The following is a 20,569-nucleotide window of genomic DNA, read 5'->3' as shown; positions in this document are numbered from 1 at the left end:
GGCTGTTATTCAGCCGCGAGTTTTTCCGCATTTTCTACTTGTGGCAACTGGAATTCAAACACAGCACCCTTGGGGGATACGTTTCTGGCAATTAACCGCCCACCCAAATCCTTGGCGATCCCCGATGAAATGGCAAGGCCGAGGCCAACACCATCGCCTGGGTTTTTTGTGGTAAAAAAAGGTTCAAATAAATTGTTTAAATCGGCGATGCCTGGGCCGTTATCTTGGACGGATAGGGTGGCCATTTCTCCGCTGATCAGGCTGATCTGAATTTCCTGTTCTTCTTGGCCTTTCATCGCATCAAGTGCGTTTCGCAACAGGTTCACGATCACCTGTTCCACTCGCACCTGATCACCCATGATAATCACAGGTTCATTGGGCAACAACGTGTCCACCTGAACCTGACTTTGCCCAAGTTGGGGCGACATCATTGAAAGGCTATCGTTCAATGCATCACGCAGATCAATTGCCAATAAATCATCCCCACCTTTGCGAGCATATGATTTAAGCTGTTTGGTGATTGCGCCCATACGCCCGATCAAATCATCAATGCGTTGGAAACTGCTTGCGGCCTCTTCTGGGCGATTGCGTTGCAACAAAACCTTGGCACCCGCAAGATATGTGCGCATGGCGGCGAGTGGTTGGTTTAATTCATGGCTAACAGCGGCGGACATTTCGCCAAGGGCGGCCAATTTAGAGCTTTGTGCCAAGCTTTGTTCAGCCACTTCCAATTCACGCTCGGCGCGTTTTCGTTGGGTGATTTCGCTTGAAAGCTGATCGTTCAATGCGCGCAATTCTTCGGATTCCGCCTTGAAAATGAATGATTGGCGAATTGCGCGGCGTGACAACGTATAAAACGCCAAAGATAGTAAAATCGCGAGCCCCATAATTTCAAGTGCGATCACACCATTCACCCGCGCACGCACGGGTTCGGATGATGCCAAATAGGTTAACTTCCATCCCTGAAACGGGATTTTTGTTTCCAATTGAAACAGCGGCTGGCCCGACAAATACGCATCTGCCACCGCATTTGACCATTCACCAGTGGCGCGAATGGCGCGTTCTACGGCGGTGAGGACAGGCTTGGCCTCTAATGCTTGTTGCAAGGTTTGGTTGCGAAATTGGCGTTCGGTGGAGAGGATCACGATGTCTTCGGAATTTGTCACCATGATGGTGGATTCTGATCCTGACCAAGTGTTGAACAAATTGTCCAAATCCACCTCGACCACAATCACACCAACCAATTCACCCCCAGATATCAATTTACGAGAATAGAAAAAGCCAAGCGGCCCTTCGCCAACGCCGCGTGCGGTGAATACCGTTTCAGCAGAGCGTAACGCGCTGGTCATAAACGGTTCTTCGCGTAGCACCGTACCCAATTCGCGCCGATCACTGGCCGCAACGGTACGCCCAAGTGAATCGAGCAAGAATATCGCCTTGGCCCCAATTTCCTGTCTGGTTTTGATCAAACTTTGCGATGAACGGACATAATCGTCATCGTTCAGCGCGCGCAACAATGTGGTATCTTGGGATAACAACAGCGGCACAACCGAGCTTCGCTGTAATTCCGCAATCAGGCGGCCCGAATATAACGTAAGCTGTTTTTCAGCATCTGCGCGGGTTTGCGCGGAATATTTTTCGGTGAAATACAGGTTTGATAACCAAATCACCAAACCCGCCGCAATGACGAACAAAACCACCCCCATGCGCAAAGCACCGGGGGTTAGATTGCGTGAATTTTCAGTGGTGGCAGAGTCTGTCATTATCAAGACAGTCTATAATAACACTGGGGCAGGCGACAAGCGTTGCCCGCAGTGTGATTTTTATCAGGCGGAAACAAGCGCAGATGCGATGCTTTCAAACAGTTTGGCACCATCCGTGCCACCCAATTGTGGGTCGTTCAAACGCTCTGGATGGGGCATCATGCCCAAGACGCGGCGATTGTCGGATAAAATACCCGCAATATCATCCATCGAACCGTTTGGATTTTCGGCATAGCGAAACGCAATGCGATCATCACCGATCAAGGTTTTCAATGTTTCAGGATCGGCGTTGTAGTTGCCATCATGATGGGCCACTGGAACATTCACAACAGCGCCTTTTTTATAGGCGGATGTGAATACGCTATCGCTTGTTTCAACGCGCAGGCCTGCATCCTTGCAGATGAATTTCAGATTTGCATTGCGCATCAATGCACCGGGTAACAGACCAGATTCTGTAAGAACCTGAAAACCGTTGCAAACACCCAAAACAAAACCACCTTTGTTGGCAAAATCAATGACGGAACGCATGATCGGGCTACGTGCGGCGATTGCACCACAGCGCAGGTAATCACCAAATGAAAAGCCACCTGGAATTGCGATGATGTCCAAACCATCGGGCAGGGTGCTTTCTTTGTGCCAAATCAACTGGGTTGGTTTATTGTGGCCAGATACACGATCCATTGCCACCGCCATATCGCGATCACAGTTAGATCCGGGAAATTGAATGACGGCTGCGCGCATTTATAAAATCTCCACCGTGTAATTTTCGATCACAGTGTTTGACAAAAGCTTTTCACACATTTCTTTGACGGATGCTTCGGCCTTGGCCGCATCTGTTTCGGCCAATTCCAGCTCGATCACTTTGCCTTGGCGGACGCGTTCAACGCCTTCGAAACCAAGTGCGCCAAGCGAATGCCGAACGGCGGCACCTTGAGGATCCAAAACGCCAGCTTTAAGGGTTACATGTACACGTGCTTTCATGGGATTATCTCACTTTACCAATTTGGGGCCGGTTTTGCTGCCACCTTTGGGCAGGATGTTCAGGCGGCGGGCGACTTCGGAATAGGCGTCCGTGAGGTTGCCCAAATCACGGCGGAATACGTCTTTGTCAAGCTTGCGCCCCGTTTCGATATCCCACAAACGACAGCTATCTGGGCTGATCTCATCGGCCAATAGCAATGTCATATTGCCATCTTCGTCAAATTGACGGCCAAATTCGATTTTGAAATCAACCAGTTTGATACCAATGCCGTGCATCATACCCGACAGGTAATCATTCACACGAAATGCCATGTCGATCATGGCGTCCAACTCGTGGCGCGTGGCCCATTGCATCACTTCGATATGTTCTTCTGCAACCAATGGATCGCCAAGCGAGTCTTCTTTGAATGAAAACTCAACCAATGGGCGGGACAATTGATAGCCTTCTTCCAGACCCAAGCGTTTCGCCATGGAACCAGCGGCAACATTGCGAATGATTACCTCAAGCGGGACAATTTCAACCTTGTGGCACAATTGTTCGCGTGCATTCAGGCGGCGAATGAAATGGGTTGGCAAACCGAGCGCATTCAGCCCCGTCATAATGTGTTCACAAAAACGGTTGTTCAAAACGCCCTTGCCATCAATCACGTCTTTTTTTTCTGCGTTGAACGCAGTGGCGTCATCTTTGAAGAATTGGATGATTGTTCCTGGCTCTGGGCCTTCGTATAAAATCTTGGCTTTGCCTTCGTAAATTTTAGCGCCGCGTGCCATTCGCATCTCCGTTGCGTAGCTGAGTCTTTCGACATTTACGCCACTCTATAGGCAATGACAGGCATTTGAACAAGAACAACACGCGCCCATCTTGAGACCTGCGCGGTTTCGTATCATATATAGTGGGACACTAACCCTATGGAGAAAACAAATGACCACTTTTGATGATCGCGAACGCGCATATGAAAACAAATTTGCGCATGACGAAGAAATGCGATTCAAAACAATCGCACGTCGCAACAAATTGGTTGGCCTTTGGGCGGCGGAATTGATGGGTAAAACCACAGGCGAGGCCGAAGCATATGCCAAAGACGTGGTCAAAGCCGATTTCGAAGAGGCTGGCGATGAAGACGTTTATCGCAAATTGTCTGGTGATTTGGGTGACAAGGCAACAGAAGCAGACATTCGCGCCAAAATGGCCGAGCTGTTGCTGGTTGCCAAAGATCAGATGGTGAATGAAGCCTGATGAAAGAGTAAAGATCGACGCGAGCAGAAACACGCAAATGCTGCAGGACAGAATAATCCTTAAGGGCTAGGACCCCTATCGCGCCGATAATCTAAAAAAGCATACTAAAAAGGTGCCCCTAAGTTGTGACGCCTTTTCACAAAAAAAAGAGTGACAATAGTCACTCTTTTTCCCGTTTAGGTGGTATTCGTTAAAATAGTTTTAACCGACCTATCCTTTTAGACATGTACCATTAGCCAAAGACACGTTTGAAAATCGTATCAACGTGTTTTGTGTGGTACCCAAGGTCGAATTTTTCCTCCAATTCAGAATCAGTCATGAATGATTTGACGTCTGAGTCGCCCTTTAATTCGGTTAGGAAATCTTTGCCTTCTTCCCAAACTTTCATCGCGTTGCGCTGAACCATTTTATAGCTGTCTTCGCGAGACGCACCTTTTTGTGTCAGGGCAAGCAAGACGCGCTGTGAATGCACCAGACCGCGGAACTTGTTCATATTTGCGATCATATTGTCGGGATAGATCACCAATTTATCAATCACCATTGTCAAACGTGCCAATGCAAAATCCAATGTAATGGTGGTATCTGGCCCGATGTTGCGTTCCACGGATGAATGCGAAATATCGCGTTCATGCCACAACGCCACGTTTTCCATTGCAGGGACCACAGCCATGCGCACCAGACGCGCCAAGCCGGTCAGGTTCTCTGTCAAAACTGGGTTGCGTTTGTGGGGCATCGCGGATGACCCTTTTTGCCCCTTAGAGAAAAATTCCTCTGCTTCCAGCACTTCTGTGCGTTGCATGTGGCGAATTTCAGTTGCGATGTTTTCAATGCTGGAACCCACAACGCCAAGGGCAGCGAAGAATGCAGCGTGGCGATCGCGTGGGATGACTTGGGTTGAAATTGGTTCTGCTTCCAAACCCAATTGCGCACATACATGTTCTTCGACGGATGGGTCGATATTTGCAAATGTGCCTACCGCACCAGATACCGCACCTGTTGCGATTTCTTTACGAGCCTTTTTCAAACGGTTCAGGTTGCGATCCATTTCCGCGTAAAAACGCGCCAATGTCAGACCCATTGTCGTCGGCTCTGCGTGGATACCGTGGGATCGCCCAATACGAATAGTGTCTTTGTGTTCAATCGCGCGGCGTTTCAAAGCGGCTAGCAATTGTTTTGTATCCTCGATTAAAATATCGGCGGCGCGAACCAATTGTACATTGAAACAAGTGTCCAAGACATCGGATGATGTCATGCCTTGGTGAACAAAACGTGCCTCATCTGGGCCAATGATTTCACCAAGATGTGTCAAAAACGCAATCACATCATGTTTTGTGACTGCTTCGATTTCATCAACGCGTGCAACGTCGAATTCAACGTCTTTTGCTTTCCAAACCGCCTTGGCGTTTGCTTCTGGGATTACGCCCAGTTTTGCCTGTGCGTCACATGCGTGTGCCTCGATTTCAAACCAGATTTTGAATTTGCTTTCTGGCGACCAGATTGAAACCATTTCGGGGCGGGAATAGCGGGGGATCATTGATGACGACCTTTTGTGTTGGAATGTTACGAGCCGTCTCTTAAACTGGTCTTGCAATCAAAACAAGGTAAGGGGTGTCGCACGATGTTCAGGCTTGTTCTTTTATTGATATTCTTGGCCAATCCCACATTGGCGCAGGGGTGGCATTTGCTGGATGGCAAACAGATAAAATCTGCGCTGACATCGCGCACGATCAGTTATGGCACCGAGCAACAAGATTTTAAGGCGACAGGTAAAACATTGTATCAAACCCAGACCGATGGCCATTGGGGGCGTTGGCGGGTGCGGGGGAACAAATATTGTTCGCAATGGCCGCCAAATAAAGCATGGACATGCTATAAAATTCACGCAAGCAGCGATGGGCGCAAATTGCGATTTGAGGATAAATCGGGCAAAATGCTTGAAGGGCGCTATGTCGATCTGAATTGATAGCGTTCTATCGCCCCTTTGGCCCGGCATAGGCGCGTTCAACTTTGGCCACGCGCAGTGTATAATGTTCATACCATTTTTCGCGCCCCATTTTTTGCGCATAAAGATGTTCGCTCACCGCTTTCCAATTTGTCAGCGCGGCTTCATCCAACCAATAGCTAACTGTAATGCCAAGCCCGCCTGCATCACGCGTGGATTCAATGCCAAGATAACCGGGTTGGCTTGCCGCCAGTTCACCCATTTTTTCCGCCATCGCGGCGTAGCCTTGGGTATCTTTGCTTAATTGTGCAGTGAAAATTACGGCGTAATAGGGCGGTTCGGGCAGAGGTGCGAAGCGTGACATGACAAATCCTTTTGTTTGTGGCAGTAAGCCGTGAAATGCCATTGTTGTAAATTACCCAAATGTAATTTTCGGATAATCCGAATGTCGTTTTTAGACCATTTCTCAAACTGCGCTGTATTTGCCAAAAGTGTCGCCTGTCGTGGAGTTTTTGTAATTTTATTATAAAATTGTTACTTAATTTGAATTTTACCAAAAAGTAAAACTTTGAACAAAAGAAAAAGTGACCGCTTTGAACCTTGACCTTATGCGGGGGATGTCGCTTTATGCCCACATTGCTTCGTAAAGCAGTGACGGCGAAGGAAAGAGTTGCGTAACGTGTACTGCACAAAGACAGGGAGAAAACAATGAAATTTAAGATGGCAAAAATGGGTGCAACAGTGGCGGGGGCTATGATGTTGTCTGGTGCCGCTTACGCTGAATGTGGTTCCGTGCAAATCGCAGAAATGAACTGGGCATCTGCCGAGTTTATGGCGAATGTGGACGCGTTCATTTTGGAAAACGGTTATGGCTGTGATGTGGAACTGGTTCCCGGTGCCACGACAACAACATTTGCATCCATGGATGAAAAAGGCGAACCAGATGTCGCCAGTGAGCTTTGGGTAAATGCTGTGCGTGAACCGCTTGCAGTGGCAATGGAAGAAGGTCGTTTGCACTCACTTCTAAAAGGTCCAATTACCGATCTTGGCGAAGGCTGGTGGGTAACACCTGCGTTCAAAGAAAAGCATCCTGAATTGGATACGGTTCTGAAAATTCTGGAACACCCAGAATTGTTCCCAGATTCCGAAGACCCATCCAAAGGCGCATTGGTTGGCTGTCCTGCTGGCTGGGGTTGCCAATTGGCAAACGCAAATATGTTCCGTGCATTCGACATGGAAGCAAAGGGTTGGAAACTGGTTGATCCAGGTTCAGGCGCTGGTCTTGACGGTTCCATGGCCAAGGCAGCGGAGCGCGGCGAAAATTGGTTTGGTTATTACTGGTCGCCAACTGCGTTGGTTGGCAAATACGACATGCAGCCCGTTGATTTTGGCGTACCGTTCGCGGGTGCTGAAAACTGGGATGGTTGTATCGTAAAGGCAGAACAAGATTGTGCTGACCCAAAACCATCATCATGGACACATTCAGAAGTGCACACCGTTGTCACGGATGAATTCAAAAAACAGGGCGGTATTGCGGTTGATTATCTATCAACGCGTATTTTCCCAGGTGCAACCATGAACGCAATGTTGGTTTACATGGCGGATGAACAGGCAACTGGCGAAGATGCCGCGATTGAATTTTTGCTAACACAAGGCGATCTGTGGAAAGCATGGGTATCAGAAGATGCCGCCGCGAAAATCGAAGCAGCGCTTTAAATTAATCGCATATCAGCCCGCCAAGACAACTTGGCGGGCTTTTTTCTATCCAAAAATTACGGGGGAATATTGAATGGCAAGCGATAGCATTATCGACTGGTCTAAATTAACGTGGATTGATCCACCCACAATGGGGCGTCAGGATCTTCGCGATGTAAAAAAATCAATTGATGGCAGTTTTCGTGAATTTACACGTGCTAATGGCGAATGGATCGAAGCGATTTTTGATCCGCTCCAATCCTTTCTTGTTTGGTTTGAAAAGGTAATGATTGCAACGCCTTGGCCGCTGTTCTTAATCATTGTTGCGGGTTTGGCATATTATGGTTCGCGCAGTTGGAAATTGGCGTTAGCCACGGTTGCATCATTCTTGTTCATTGGCTGGCTTGATATGTGGGAGGATACAATGGCAACCGTTGCCATGGTCTCGGTATCAACCATGTTATGCATTGCATTTGGCATACCACTTGGGGTGTGGATGTCGCGATCCGATCGGGTGCAATCCATTGTTGTGCCGATCTTGGATGTGATGCAAACCATCCCAAGTTTCGTTTATTTGATCCCCGTTGTGATGTTACTGGGCATTGGCAAGGCACCCGCATTGATTGCGGTGATGATTTACGCCATTCCACCCATTGTGCGCCTCACCAACCTTGGTATTCGCCTTGTCGACAAGGATACGTTAGAGGCGGCAGATGCCTTTGGCGCATCCAAGCGTGAACGGCTTTGGGGGGTGCAAATCCCACTGGCGCTCCCTAATATTTTCGCAGGTGTAAACCAAACGATTATGATGGCGCTAGCTATGGTTGTGATTGCCGCGATGATCGGGGCAGGTGGGCTTGGTACGCCCGTGTTGCGTGCGGTAAACAATCAATATTTGGCACTTGGTATGTTCAATGGATTGGCAATCGTTGCCATTGCGATCATCTTTGATCGTGTGTCACAGGCATACGGCAAACGTTTGCAAAAACATCGCGAAGGAGGCCACGGTGTCTGAACCAAAAGTACAAATCAAAAATCTGTATAAAATCTTTGGGCGCAGGCCCGCGGATATGGTGCAGCACATTGAAAACGGCATGTCCAAACCGGAATTGCTTGATGCACATGGACATGTATTGGGGTTGAATAATAACAATCTCGATATTCCCGCGCGTGGCATTCAGGTGATCATGGGCCTGTCTGGATCGGGTAAATCCACGCTTATTCGTCATATCAACCGATTGATTGAACCCACTGCGGGACAAATGATCGTGGATGGCGAAGACGTGTTGCAAATGTCTGAAGCGACCTTGCGCGATTTTCGTCGGTTCAAGGCATCAATGGTGTTTCAAAAATTTGCTCTGATGCCCCATCACACAGTTATTGAAAACGTCCGATACGGTGTTGATATCCAAGGCGTGGCCGCGCCAGAAGCGGCGGATCGCGCCCAGTATTGGTTGGAACGTGTGGGGCTAAAGGGGTTTGAACAACATTACCCCGCACAGCTGTCTGGTGGTATGCAACAACGTGTCGGTTTGGCACGTGCACTTGCGACCGATGCGGAAATTTTGTTGATGGACGAGGCGTTTTCCGCCCTTGATCCCTTGATCCGCACCGATATGCAAAACGTGTTGCTTGATCTGCAAGAAGAGCTGCATAAAACCATCATCTTTATCACCCATGATCTGGATGAAGCATTGCGCATCGGCGATAACATCGCGATTTTACGTGATGGTAAGATGGTGCAATCGGGCAATCCACAGGATATCGTTTTGCATCCTGCGGATGATTATGTCACTGATTTCATTCAGGATATTAACCGCGCACGGGTGTTGCAGGTGGGTACGGCAATGACACCTGCCAAAAAACCTTGTGATGGGCCAAAAATCCCGCATGACACGATCATTGAACAGGCATTGCAAACCTGTGTGGACAGCCATGTTGAAACCGCGACGGTGACAAAAGACGGCAAAACAGTTGGCAGCATCACAATGGATCAAATGGTTCGCGCCATTGCACGACCAGAGGCCGTATCGGCCGATGATGCAAATTACAGGTAATGAATACGGGCGCAGAAATGCGCCCGTGTTTTCATATGTTGTATTAATTTAGTGGGCGAACCTTCATCAGCGTAACACGGTTTTGTTCGCGCTCCACAACTTCGAACCGCATTCCATGAAAGCTGAACACTTGACCGGGTTGCGGTATCATCCGCGCTTCATGAATGACCAAACCTGCAACGGTATTAGCCTCATCATCGGGCAGGTTCCAATCATGCGCACGATTGATGTCGCGAATGGTTGCACCACCATCAACAAGGTAATCGCCCATTTCATCTTTTTGCGCCCAAACGTCTTCGATCTCGTCATGCTCATCGGTGATTTCACCAACGATCTCTTCCAGAATGTCTTCTAGTGTGATCAACCCTTGCAAGGCGCCGTATTCATCAACGACCAGTGCGAAATGGGTTTTGCGGCGCAAAAATTCACGCATCTGATCATCAAGCGTTGTGGTTTCAGGAACGAAATAAGGTTCCATTGCAATGTTTTGAATATCCATTGTCGCCAATGCATCCGCACGGTTTTTTCCATCCCGCAACAACCGTTCAACGGATCGCAGCAAATCCTTTGCATGCACCACGCCAACGATGTTTTCTGGATCATCCTTGAACAAAGGCAAACGGGTATAAGCGGATTCCAAACAAATGCGGATAATATCCTGTGCAGGCAAGCCAACATCAATCATTTCAATGTTGGAACGATGCAGCATGATTTCTTCGACCTCACGATCTTTAAGATCAAGCGCACCCAACAGGCGGTCTTTGGCGTCTTTTTCGAATGTACCTTCGCGATGGCCAAGCGCAATCGCACCTGCAATTTCTTCTTGTGCAGCTTCTGAAAGATCATCACCATCAGGTTTGCCGCCAAACAGGCGTAACAAACCGCCAACAAACCATTGAACGGCCTTTACAATGGGGGACAGTAGCATCACCAAAACTTGGATGGGGGCCGAAACCTTGGTTGCGGCGGTTTCTGTGTGATTAATCGCATATGTTTTTGGCAAAACTTCCGCAAATATCAACACCAACAGCGTCATCACCAAGGTCGCAATCGCTACGCCACCCTCACCAAGCAAGCGGGTGAATAGGCTGGTTGCAAGTGATGCTGCCAGAATATTCACAAGGTTATTGCCCAGCAAAATCGCCCCGATCAGCTTTTCCGTATCTTCGGTAAGGTTCAACGCACGCGCCGCCCCCGATGATCCTTTATCCGCCATCCCATGCAATTTCCCACGGCTCGCCGCGGTCAGCGCGGTTTCAGAGCCCGAAAAAAACGCAGACATCACCAACAACGCTACAATCGCCCCAATCGTTACCCAAGACGCTGTGTCTAGGTTCACAATCGCGCCAATAATCATTTCCATTCTGATTTGTTCCTTGCATAAAACAGCATAGCTTCTTTTATGGGGGTTCTAATGCGCCCATTCAAGTGGCGCAATGACACAAGGGCGCGTTATGATCATTCATGATTTGGGCGAATTACACGGTGATCTGCTGATTTATGGTGGGGTTTATTCAAATTTGCACGCATTGCGCGCGTTCTTGGACATTGCACGCGTCCAAAATATTCCAGCGCAAAATATCATCTGTACCGGTGATATTGTTGCATATTGCGCCGATCCAGAGGCATGTGCCCAACGTATTCGCGCCCTTGGTGGCCCTGTTTTGGCGGGTAACTGTGAACGCAATTTGGCCATTGGTGATGATGATTGTGGCTGTGGTTTTGATGAAAATTCAACATGTAATCTGCTTTCGCGTGCATGGTATGCGCATGGCAGTGCCCAAACATCTGTTGAATCCAAAAAATGGATGGCAGGTTTGCCCGATCGCATCACTTTCACCCATGCGGGAAAGCGATATGGGGTGATACACGGCGCTGCCAGCGATATTAGCCGCTTTATTTGGCCCACAACGCCAGATCAGGATATTGAAAATGAAATCTCCATTTTAACCAAACAAATCGGTGCGGTTGATATTGTGCTTGCGGGGCACACAGGCCTGCCTATGACGCGTCAAATCGGATCGACCATTTGGCACAATAGCGGCGCAATTGGAATGCCTGCTCATGATTCTCGTCCACAGACAAATTTTTCACTAATTTCTGAAAACGGTATTAAAAACAATGCGCTATCATACGATCATCATGGTGCCAATTCTGCGATGCGCGGCGTAAACCTGACCCAAGGATATGATCAAACACTTCTGAGCGGCATTTGGCCATCAGATGACAATTTGCCCATAGATATGCGCAAGCCCAATCTCCATTTTGAACAAATATCCTCGCCGAAGGCATAAAATCTTTTGCACCTAATCCGCCAGTGGATGATGTTCAAACACCAGTTCACGAAGCTTTTCATCCAAAACATGCGTGTAAATTTCGGTGGTGGCCACATCCGCATGGCCCAGCAACATTTGGATCACGCGCAAATCGGCACCATTGGCCAAAAGATGTGTGGCAAAGGCATGACGCAAAGTATGTGGTGTGACCTTTGCTGGATCAATATTTGCCTTTAGCGCGATCTCTTTGATCAAGGTATAAAATCGAACACGCGTTAGATGACCAAGCTTACCACTGGATGGAAACAGAAACCGCGATTCCGCGCCCCGTTTCGCCTCTTCGCGCAAATCGCGCTCACGCAAATACACAGCCACTGCCAATTTGGCAGGGGTGGAAAGGGGGACAAGCCGTTCTTTGCCACCTTTGCCTTTGATCAACAACATTTCGGGATCACCGCGCACGGCATTCACGGGCAGTGATACCAATTCGGTCACGCGCATGCCTGTGGCATATAACATTTGCATCAAACAGGTGTTGCGCAATTTATCAAAATCGTTGCGCCCCGTGATTGTTGCGGCCTCTAACATCGCGTTCACATCTGCTTCGCTCATGGTGTCGGGCAGGTGCTTTTTCTTTTTTGGCCCCTTAATTTGCATGGCAGGGTTGTCGGTGATCCAATCTTCTTCAAATGCAAATCGATAAAGTTGTTTGATGGATGATAAATGGCGTGCGCGGGTGGTTTCGGCCATTCCGCGCGTGTCTAATTCAACAATATATTCTTCAACATCGCCACGAGTTGCATTTGAAAAATCTTGGTTTTTTTTGGTCAAGAACTCTTCAAAATCCACCAAATCACGGTAATAGGCCTGAATGGTATTGTCCGCCGCATCGCGTTCGGCGCGGATGGCTTCCAAAAATGGATGTATCCAATGATGCGCCATTTTTGGCCTATTGGGATTCAAGTTCGATGGTTTCGGTATGGTTTACCGATGGTGCGGACAAATCCCCAAAAAAGGAATATCCCACCAAACAAAGGGCCACCAAAATGGCCAAAAAGAACAAATACTTGATTAAGCGCCCCATTTTTATTGTGCCTCCGTCTTTTTTCACGGCTTTGCTCTTGCCTGTTTATCCCTTAATGCTATCAGAAAGGGGCGTAATTGAATACGCAAAAATGAGGGTCGTGTGGGGTATCAATTATCAAAAACAATTGTTCTGGTCGGGCTGATGGGTGCGGGTAAAACCGCAATTGGCACAATTGTTGCGCAAAAACTGGGCTGTCGGTTTATCGATTCGGACGATGAAATCGAAACCGCAGCACAAATGACCATTGCCGAAATTTTTGCCCGCGACGGCGAGGCGTTTTTTCGGTTGAAAGAAAGCCAAGTATTACAACGCCTGCTTGATGGCCCGCCTTGTTTGTTATCAACAGGGGGTGGTGCGTTCATGTCTGCGGACAATCGCGCCGCAATCGCTGACAAAGGTGTTGCGGTCTGGTTGGATGCGGATTTGGATCTGCTTTGGGCGCGTGTGAAATCCAAGGCAACGCGCCCATTGTTGCAAGGACCAGATCCATATGGGACATTGGAAAAGCTGTTCATCGCACGCAAACCAAAATATGCATTAGCAGAAATCAAAGTCAAAGCAGGTGCAGATTTAAGCAAAGAACAAATGGCTGATAAAGTGATCGCTGAATTGTTGAACACCCCCGAAAGCGGGTTGAAAAAGGTTGGATAAAATGCGCGAAACAGTTCATGTAAATTTGGCGGATCGCTCATATAACATTGAAATTGGCACAGGATTATTGGCGCAGTCAGGGGCATTTATTGCCCCATTGCTAAAACGTCCACGTGCTGCGGTTATTACGGATGAAAATGTCGCCAAGCTCCATCTGGAAGCATTGAAATCTGGACTGTCCGCAAATGGAGTGGATGCGCAAACGTTGATTTTACCAGCAGGTGAATCCACCAAATCATGGGCGCATTTGCAAGAATGCGTTGAATGGTTGTTAGAGCAAAAAATCGAACGGGACGATGTGATTATCGCCTTTGGCGGTGGGGTGATCGGCGATTTGGTTGGCTTTGCCGCCAGCATTTTGCGCCGCGGCGTGCGATTTGTGCAAATCCCAACCAGCTTGCTAGCACAGGTAGACAGCTCTGTCGGGGGGAAAACCGCGATCAATTCCGTACGTGGCAAAAACCTGATCGGGGCGTTTTATCAACCCCAATTGGTTTTGGCCGATGTGGAATTGTTGGGCACGCTGACACAGCGCGATTTTTTGGCGGGATATGGCGAAGTATCCAAATACGGATTGCTTGGCGATGCCGCGTTTTTTGAATGGTTAGAGGTGAACGGCCCAGATTTAGCGGCGGGGAATGTCGAAAAACGCATTTACGCGGTCAAGCGCAGTTGCGAGATGAAAGCCGAAATCGTTGGCGAGGATGAAACCGAACAAGGTGTGCGTGCGCTGTTAAACTTGGGCCATACATTTTGTCATGCACTAGAGGCGGCAACGGGATATTCGGATCGTTTGTTGCACGGCGAAGGTGTAGCGATTGGTTGTGCGCTTGCCTTTGAAACATCCATGCGATTGGGATTATGCAGCCAAGAAGCGCCAAGCCGTGTGCGTGAACATCTTCGTGCAATGGGTCAAAAGGTGGATTTGGCCGATATCGCGGGCGATTTACCTGATGCCGATACGCTTGTTGCGTTGATGGGGCAGGATAAAAAGGTCAAAGACGGTAAAATCGCGTTCATCATGGCACGCGACATTGGCGATGCATTTGTTACACGTGAAGTGGATTTGGATGTTGTGCGCAGCGTTTTATCCGATGCGCTTGCTTTGCGGTCATAAAATTTTATGCCTTCGGCGAGGATATTTTGAACATTTGGAGCGTTACGCGCTGCAACTTGCCCCGCCAAGCACACAGAATTTTGCACAATGGGGATGGTTGAGTTGGACCGGGCGTTCGGCCTGTTCCAAAGTTTCGCCAAGTTCAAATTCTGGTGTATAGGGCAGGAGTGTGCAGGCCAGAACAGCGGGTTTTGCCGCACCTTTGCGTTTGACCACCATACGTGAACTGGCACACATGACATCGGTTGGCGATTTGTTTAAAATGCTCCAGCATTCGGTGGTAATTTCTGGCACATCAATTGTTTCGTCCATTTCAGGGAAAAGCACCGTTGTGGCCGGGTTTTGCGCATCGATTTGAAATCCATATGTTTTAAATAGTGCGGCGTAACCTGCGCGGCTTGTTTCATCGCTATCGCCAAAGGCGGAACGCCCAGCGACATGCATTTGAAAATCATTGTCTCGCAACCATTTCATACCTTTGAGGGTGGTATCATAGCTGCCTTTGCCACGTTCAGCGTCGTGCATGTCTGGATCGAAGTGATCAAGCGAAATGCGTAGTGTCAATTTATCACCAAATTTATCGCGAAGCGCCAATAACCCTGTTTGCACAGATTTGCGCATCATCGGGCGCATTGCATTGGTTAAGATCAAAACTTGAAACCCTTGTTCAAGACAAAGACGCGTAATATCAATCATTTGCGGATTCATAAACGGTTCACCACCTGTAAAGGCGATTTCGGTTGTGGGCCATTTACGATCAGCGATTTGATCCAAATATGCGCTGACTTCGGCCGCTGTGATATAAACCAAACTGTCGTTTTTGGGGGAGCTTTCGATATAACAATTCACACATTCGATATTGCATAACGTGCCCGTATTAAACCAAAGCGTCGTTGGGTTGGTCAGCGCAACAGAGGCCCGCGTTTCACCCTTGGCAGTGACATTTGGGTTTTCAAACTTGCCCACGGGTGTTGCACCCAATTTATCGAAATTTTGGTCGTTCATTCTATTCATTACCCCTTGCTTTCATCTTGGCTAACTTGATTTTTGCCAAAAAGAAAGTGTCGCTGCTGGTTCCCCACACAAATGTGAGCATGCGTGTGTCAGACCTTGCGCAAATATGCTGCTTTGGTAACGTGGCGGCATAAAACAACAGAGGTTCGCATGGTTGCAAAAGTCATACCCGTAGAAGATTTCGATTTGGTGATATTTGGCGGCACGGGGGATTTGGCAACGCGCAAAATTTTGCCGGGGCTTTATCGTCGGATGTTATCGGGGCAAATGCCAAAAACATCGCGAATTATTGGTGCCGCGCGATCCGAATATGATGCAGATGCATTTCGCGAACATGTGCATCAAGGATTAAAGGATCACGTCGATCAATCACTGTTGAAAAAGCGCGATGTTGATGCGTTTTTGGGCCAGCTTGATTATCTGCAACTGGATATTTTCACGGATGATGGGTGGAAAGCATTGGGGGAAATGTTGCGCGGTGATGTGATCCGCGCATTTTATTTTTCCGTTGCGCCATCGCTATTTGGTGAAATCGCGCGTCGTTTGGTGCAATTTAAATTGGCGGATCAGGATGCGCGGATTGTGGTGGAAAAACCATTTGGGCGCAATTTGGAAACGGCCAAGGCGTTGAATGCAGAGCTCGCCGAATGTTTTGACGAAAAACAAGTTTATCGCATTGATCATTATCTGGGCAAAGAAACGGTGCAGAACTTGATGGCGATCCGTTTTGGCAATGCATTATTTGAACCATTGTGGAACGCACAACATGTGGATCATGTGCAAATCACCGCGTCTGAAAGTTTAGGCGTGGGCGGGCGCGGGGCGTACTATGATAAATCGGGTGCGATGCGTGATATGGTGCAAAACCATCTGATGCAGTTGTTGTGTCTCACGGCGATGGAACCCCCGAGCAAATTCGAGGCAAACGCCGTTCGAGATGAAAAGCTGAAAATTATCAAGGCATTATCACCAGTAGCACCCAATGAAGTGGTGCGCGGACAGTATAGCGCAACCGAGGATAAAGGGAGCTATATCCAAGATAGTGAAAATCCTGAGAGCGATACAGAATGTTTCGTTGCGATGAAAGTTGAAATCGCCAATTGGCGATGGGCGGGCACACCGTTTTATTTGCGCACGGGCAAGCGATTGCGCAATCGCTTGACCGAAATCGCTGTGGTTTTCAAGGATCCGCCCCATTCGATTTTTGATGATACGGGCACGCATTTGCGCGGGAATGCGTTGATTATTCGCCTGCAACCCGACGAGGGTATCACGATGCGCATGACCATCAAGGACCCAGGGCCAGGCGGCATGCGCCTTCGCGAAGTTCCACTTGATATGACATTCGCAGAGGCGTTGGAGGGCGAAGATATCGATCTGCCAGATGCATATGAGCGGCTGATCATGGATGTGATCCGTGGTAATCAAACGCTGTTTATGCGCGGCGATGAGGTAGAGGCCGCATGGAATTGGATTGATCCGATTATTAATCAATGGGTCGAAAAGGGCAGCAAACCCATTCAATACGATTCAGGGGGCTCTGGCCCAGATGATGCGCTCATGTTAATGCACCGCGATGGTCGGCGCTGGAGAGAGATTAAACAATGACAAAACCATTTCACACATTTGAAAACCGTGCGGCATTGATGCAAGGATTGGCGGATCGGGTTGCAAGCGAATTGGCCGATGCCTTGGCCACCAATGGACGCGCGGTTTTGGCCGTACCAGGGGGCTCTACGCCTGCGCCATTTTTTGATGCGCTGAACCGTGCAGATTTGGATTGGGCCAATGTGACGGTTATGTTGACCGACGAGCGTTTCGTGCCAGAAACATCGGATCGATCAAACACCACATTAATTAAACAGCGATTGTTACAAAATAATGCCTTGGCGGCGCGTTTTGTGCCGTTTTATCAACCGGCAGATCGCCCAGAGGATGTTTTGGGCGATATCATTGGTGATGTTGCGGCGGCGATGCCGCTTGATGTCTGTGTTTTGGGAATGGGGGCGGATATGCACACCGCATCCATTTTCCCAGAGGCGGATTTGTTGGACGAAGCATTGGACGATAATGCACCGATCCTTTTGCCCATGCGTGCCCCTGGTGCACCAGAGCCGCGCATAACACTCACGGCACCCGCATTAAAAAGCGCAAAAAACATTCATGTTTTGATCGCAGGTGCGGAGAAAAAAGCAGCATATAGTGATGCATTGCGCGAACAACCGTTAGCGCTATCGCCAATTCGTGTTATACTGAGCGATGACGTGAATACGGATATTTTCTACGCAGATTAACGGAGCCATCATGCGCGACATTTGGAACGACCTTCAAAACCATTACAGCCATATCAAAGACCGCCCAATTGTTGATCTGTTCAATGTGGATGACACGCGGTTTTCCCATTTTTCGGTAAATGCGGTGGACATGGTTTTGGACTATTCCAAAACAAATTTAGATAGCACTGCGCGTGGATTGTTGTTTGAATTGATGCGCAACACGGGTGTTGAATCCAAACGCGATGCGATGTTCGCAGGCGAGAAAATCAACGATACCGAAGGGCGCGCGGTTTTGCATACGGCGTTACGAAACCTATCGGGTGTACCGATAAAGGTTGATGGCACAGATGTGATGCCAGAGGTATTGCAAACGCTTGAAAATATGAAACTATTTTCATCGGCGGTGCGTGATGGATCGCTTCGGGGTGCCACAGGTAAGCCATTCAGCGATGTTGTGAATATCGGCATTGGTGGCTCTGATCTTGGCCCCGTGATGGCAACGGCAGCGATGGCGCCATATCATGATGGGCCGCGCACACATTTTGTGTCCAATGTGGATGGTGCAGATATTCATGACACGTTGAAGAGGCTGAACCCAGAAACAACGTTGTTGATTATCGCATCTAAAACCTTCACCACCATTGAAACCATGACCAATGCGAAATCCGCAACCGATTGGATGAAATCAGCACTGGGTGTGGATGATATTTCGGATCATCTGGTGGCGCTGTCAACAGCCGCTGACAAAACAGCGGCTTTTGGCGTGAAACCCGAACGCGTGTTTGGGTTCGAGGATTGGGTTGGCGGGCGCTATTCCGTTTGGGGCCCGATTGGTCTGTCGTTAATGTTGGCGATTGGTGGCGATGATTTTGTGCAATTCTTGCAAGGTGCGCATGACATGGACACGCATTTCAAAACCGCGCCGATGGAACAAAATATGCCAATGGCGCTGGCGATGGTTGGGGTGTGGCATTCCAATATTTGTGGCTATGCCACACGTGCGGTGCTGCCTTATGAACAACGCCTGACACGCTTGCCTGCTTATTTGCAACAGCTTGATATGGAAAGCAACGGCAAGGGTGTTGCGATGGATGGCACAGATTTGCCACGTGACAGCGGCCCAATTGTTTGGGGTGAACCGGGCACCAACGGACAGCATGCGTTTTATCAATTGATCCACCAAGGCACACGGGTGATCCCATGTGAATTTATGGTGGCGAAGGCCGGACACGAACCCGAATTGGCACATCAGCATGAATTGTTACAGGCCAACTGTTTGGCACAATCAGAGGCATTGATGTTGGGGCGCGACGTTGACGCGGCGCGTGCCTTAATGGCCGCAGCTGGATTGAAAGGCGATGAATTGGAACGCCAAGCCCGTCACCGCGTATTCCAAGGCAGCCGCCCAAGCACCACTTTGATTTACCCACAACTTACGCCCAAAATGCTGGGCGCGATTATCGCATTGTATGAACATCGCGTTTTTGTCGAAGGCGTGATCTGGGGATTGAATAGTTTTGATCAATGGGGCGTGGAATTGGGCAAGGTCTTGGCCACAGAAATGCAAGGCTATGTCAGCGGGGCAGAGGCCCCAGATGGCAAAGATGGATCAACGCTTGGATTGTTGGCAGCGCTAAAACCCTAACTCTCTGGCAGCTTTAAAATCGCTTTCATCGGTGCGCCAATGATTTTTGTATTATCGGCGCGCCCTTTGACTAGCCACGCAATGGCAAAGGCCCAGATGCAGATCGATTCAAGGATCAATACCAGCGATACGCGATAGGCAAAATCAAGCACACCGCCAAACAGCCGATCCAAAACATAAAGCGATAGTAGTGCAATCAACGCGCCCACAATCGAGCGCCCAGCCAAAAAATAAATCCGATCGCGCCCAGATTTGCTATTGGTTTTTACGCCATGATTGACCATGCGAAAATTCACCAGACACAAGCGCGCAAGGATGGCAAAAAATCCAACCGCGGCGCCGTAATGGATATATTGACTGACATCAAACTGAAACCATTGCTGGGGCAGGGTGCATATCGTGTTCCCGACGCAGGCGCGAAACGGAAAAAACGCAACACATATCGCCAGCATCCCTGCCATGAATGTCAGGTTCTTGTCCGACCAAAACCCGTATGGTTCCTCGTATCCCTTATAGGTAATCAAAAAGAACCCAATGGCGATTAACCCACCGGTAAAAACGTCACGCATGGGGGTGAAAAAATAATCGGATAATGTCGGTAGTACCCGATCATCCATCGAAAGCATCAAGCCGCCAATCACCAAAACAAATGGAAATGCCAGCCCCAAATATCCCACAGCACGACGAATGCGCATAAACGATTGCGCCTCTGGCGTCGCGGCCTTTGGGGTATCTGGCGGGCTGTCTTGCATGTAATCAGCTTAAGGTAGAAAGTGGATCAGAGCAACATTTCTGATTTTGACGTTTGATATCCTGTTAAATTGAACC

At 48.7% G+C, this 20,569-nt stretch carries 21 protein-coding genes; 11 read left to right on the top strand and 10 right to left on the bottom strand.

The features are described from left to right. Window positions 1-5 precede the first annotated feature (5 nt). The 4 genes from BFP76_RS11125 to purC form a co-directional block, all read right to left on the bottom strand. Complete coding sequence (locus tag BFP76_RS11125) at window positions 6-1,763, bottom strand: sensor histidine kinase (protein ID WP_099593630.1); 1,758 nt, start codon at window positions 1,761-1,763, stop codon at window positions 6-8. 63 nt (window positions 1,764-1,826) lie between these two features. Continuing rightward, on the bottom strand, window positions 1,827-2,504 hold the full coding sequence (gene purQ, locus BFP76_RS11120; protein WP_099593628.1) for a phosphoribosylformylglycinamidine synthase subunit PurQ: 678 nt from the start codon (window positions 2,502-2,504) through the stop codon (window positions 1,827-1,829). Further along, on the bottom strand, window positions 2,505-2,744 hold the full coding sequence (gene purS, locus BFP76_RS11115; RefSeq protein WP_099593626.1) for a phosphoribosylformylglycinamidine synthase subunit PurS: 240 nt from the start codon (window positions 2,742-2,744) through the stop codon (window positions 2,505-2,507). A 9-nt stretch (window positions 2,745-2,753) separates the two neighbouring features. Further along, window positions 2,754-3,515: a phosphoribosylaminoimidazolesuccinocarboxamide synthase gene (purC, locus tag BFP76_RS11110; RefSeq protein ID WP_099594099.1), complete on the bottom strand. Its 762-nt coding sequence runs from the start codon at window positions 3,513-3,515 to the stop codon at window positions 2,754-2,756. Window positions 3,516-3,666: 151 nt separating this feature from the next. On the opposite strand from purC, the gene BFP76_RS11105 reads away from it, so the two are divergent. Then, complete coding sequence (locus tag BFP76_RS11105; RefSeq protein WP_099593624.1) at window positions 3,667-3,981, top strand: DUF1476 domain-containing protein; 315 nt, start codon at window positions 3,667-3,669, stop codon at window positions 3,979-3,981. Between the two features lie 232 nt (window positions 3,982-4,213). Here BFP76_RS11105 and purB read toward each other — a convergent pair whose 3' ends face one another. After that, window positions 4,214-5,515 carry an adenylosuccinate lyase gene (gene purB / locus BFP76_RS11100; RefSeq protein ID WP_099593622.1) on the bottom strand — a complete coding sequence of 434 codons (1,302 nt, stop codon included), beginning with the start codon at window positions 5,513-5,515 and terminating at the stop codon, window positions 4,214-4,216. An 84-nt stretch (window positions 5,516-5,599) separates the two neighbouring features. On the opposite strand from purB, the gene BFP76_RS11095 reads away from it, so the two are divergent. Beyond that, window positions 5,600-5,944: a hypothetical protein gene (locus BFP76_RS11095; protein ID WP_099593621.1), complete on the top strand. Its 345-nt coding sequence runs from the start codon at window positions 5,600-5,602 to the stop codon at window positions 5,942-5,944. A gap of 7 nt (window positions 5,945-5,951) precedes the next feature. Here the strand turns inward: BFP76_RS11095 and BFP76_RS11090 are convergent, their stop codons facing one another. Continuing rightward, window positions 5,952-6,287, bottom strand: coding sequence for an antibiotic biosynthesis monooxygenase family protein (locus BFP76_RS11090; RefSeq protein WP_099594098.1), 336 nt, complete (start codon window positions 6,285-6,287; stop codon window positions 5,952-5,954). 344 nt (window positions 6,288-6,631) lie between these two features. Here BFP76_RS11090 and BFP76_RS11085 point away from each other — a divergent pair, with 344 nt between their 5' ends. The 3 genes from BFP76_RS11085 (at window position 6,632) to BFP76_RS11075 (ending at window position 9,675) form a co-directional block, all read left to right on the top strand. Then, a complete protein-coding gene (locus BFP76_RS11085) occupies window positions 6,632-7,639 on the top strand; it encodes an ABC transporter substrate-binding protein (protein WP_205661411.1) in 1,008 nt (335 codons plus the stop codon). 73 nt (window positions 7,640-7,712) lie between these two features. Then, on the top strand, window positions 7,713-8,633 hold the full coding sequence (locus BFP76_RS11080; protein ID WP_099593617.1) for an ABC transporter permease: 921 nt from the start codon (window positions 7,713-7,715) through the stop codon (window positions 8,631-8,633). Beyond that, entirely contained in the window at window positions 8,626-9,675 is a 1,050-nt protein-coding gene (locus tag BFP76_RS11075) for a quaternary amine ABC transporter ATP-binding protein (RefSeq protein ID WP_099593615.1), read from the top strand. The genes BFP76_RS11080 and BFP76_RS11075 overlap by 8 nt, the downstream gene beginning before the upstream one ends. Before the next feature lie 43 nt (window positions 9,676-9,718). Here BFP76_RS11075 and BFP76_RS11070 read toward each other — a convergent pair whose 3' ends face one another. Beyond that, window positions 9,719-11,038: an HlyC/CorC family transporter gene (locus tag BFP76_RS11070; RefSeq protein WP_240514032.1), complete on the bottom strand. Its 1,320-nt coding sequence runs from the start codon at window positions 11,036-11,038 to the stop codon at window positions 9,719-9,721. Between the two features lie 91 nt (window positions 11,039-11,129). Here BFP76_RS11070 and BFP76_RS11065 point away from each other — a divergent pair, with 91 nt between their 5' ends. Beyond that, window positions 11,130-11,969 carry a metallophosphoesterase family protein gene (locus BFP76_RS11065; RefSeq protein WP_099594094.1) on the top strand — a complete coding sequence of 280 codons (840 nt, stop codon included), beginning with the start codon at window positions 11,130-11,132 and terminating at the stop codon, window positions 11,967-11,969. A gap of 12 nt (window positions 11,970-11,981) precedes the next feature. Here BFP76_RS11065 and BFP76_RS11060 read toward each other — a convergent pair whose 3' ends face one another. After that, window positions 11,982-12,893, bottom strand: a complete 912-nt coding sequence (locus tag BFP76_RS11060) for a site-specific tyrosine recombinase (RefSeq protein WP_099593613.1) — start codon at window positions 12,891-12,893, stop codon at window positions 11,982-11,984. A 244-nt stretch (window positions 12,894-13,137) separates the two neighbouring features. Here BFP76_RS11060 and BFP76_RS11055 point away from each other — a divergent pair, with 244 nt between their 5' ends. Both BFP76_RS11055 and aroB read left to right on the top strand, forming a co-directional pair. Beyond that, window positions 13,138-13,689 (top strand): shikimate kinase, encoded by a 552-nt coding sequence (locus BFP76_RS11055; protein ID WP_099593611.1) that lies wholly within the window; start codon window positions 13,138-13,140, stop codon window positions 13,687-13,689. Between the two features lies 1 nt (window position 13,690). Beyond that, window positions 13,691-14,806: a 3-dehydroquinate synthase gene (gene aroB / locus BFP76_RS11050; protein ID WP_099593609.1), complete on the top strand. Its 1,116-nt coding sequence runs from the start codon at window positions 13,691-13,693 to the stop codon at window positions 14,804-14,806. A 42-nt stretch (window positions 14,807-14,848) separates the two neighbouring features. Here the strand turns inward: aroB and BFP76_RS11045 are convergent, their stop codons facing one another. Beyond that, entirely contained in the window at window positions 14,849-15,811 is a 963-nt protein-coding gene (locus BFP76_RS11045; protein ID WP_099593607.1) for a radical SAM protein, read from the bottom strand. Window positions 15,812-15,970: 159 nt separating this feature from the next. On the opposite strand from BFP76_RS11045, the gene zwf reads away from it, so the two are divergent. Genes zwf through pgi form a run of 3 tightly spaced genes read left to right on the top strand, consistent with a single transcriptional unit; the run spans window position 15,971 to window position 19,741 of the window. Next, window positions 15,971-17,428, top strand: a complete 1,458-nt coding sequence (gene zwf, locus BFP76_RS11040) for a glucose-6-phosphate dehydrogenase (RefSeq protein ID WP_099593605.1) — start codon at window positions 15,971-15,973, stop codon at window positions 17,426-17,428. Beyond that, the gene (gene pgl, locus BFP76_RS11035; RefSeq protein ID WP_099593603.1) at window positions 17,425-18,114 is read left to right on the top strand and encodes a 6-phosphogluconolactonase; all 690 of its coding nucleotides are present in this window, start codon (window positions 17,425-17,427) and stop codon (window positions 18,112-18,114) included. Before zwf ends, pgl begins: the two co-directional genes overlap by 4 nt. Window positions 18,115-18,124: 10 nt before the next feature. Then, complete coding sequence (gene pgi / locus BFP76_RS11030; RefSeq protein ID WP_099593601.1) at window positions 18,125-19,741, top strand: glucose-6-phosphate isomerase; 1,617 nt, start codon at window positions 18,125-18,127, stop codon at window positions 19,739-19,741. Here the strand turns inward: pgi and BFP76_RS11025 are convergent. Next, window positions 19,738-20,493, bottom strand: coding sequence for a hypothetical protein (locus BFP76_RS11025; protein ID WP_099593599.1), 756 nt, complete (start codon window positions 20,491-20,493; stop codon window positions 19,738-19,740). The genes pgi and BFP76_RS11025 overlap by 4 nt on opposite strands. Window positions 20,494-20,569 lie beyond the last annotated feature (76 nt).

The organism is Paramylibacter kogurei, from assembly GCF_002742285.1.
Classification (GTDB): Bacteria; Pseudomonadota; Alphaproteobacteria; order Rhodobacterales; family Rhodobacteraceae; genus Amylibacter; species Amylibacter kogurei.
The sequence above is the reverse complement of the archived record's forward strand: the minus strand, read 5'-3'. Positions and strand labels throughout refer to the sequence as shown.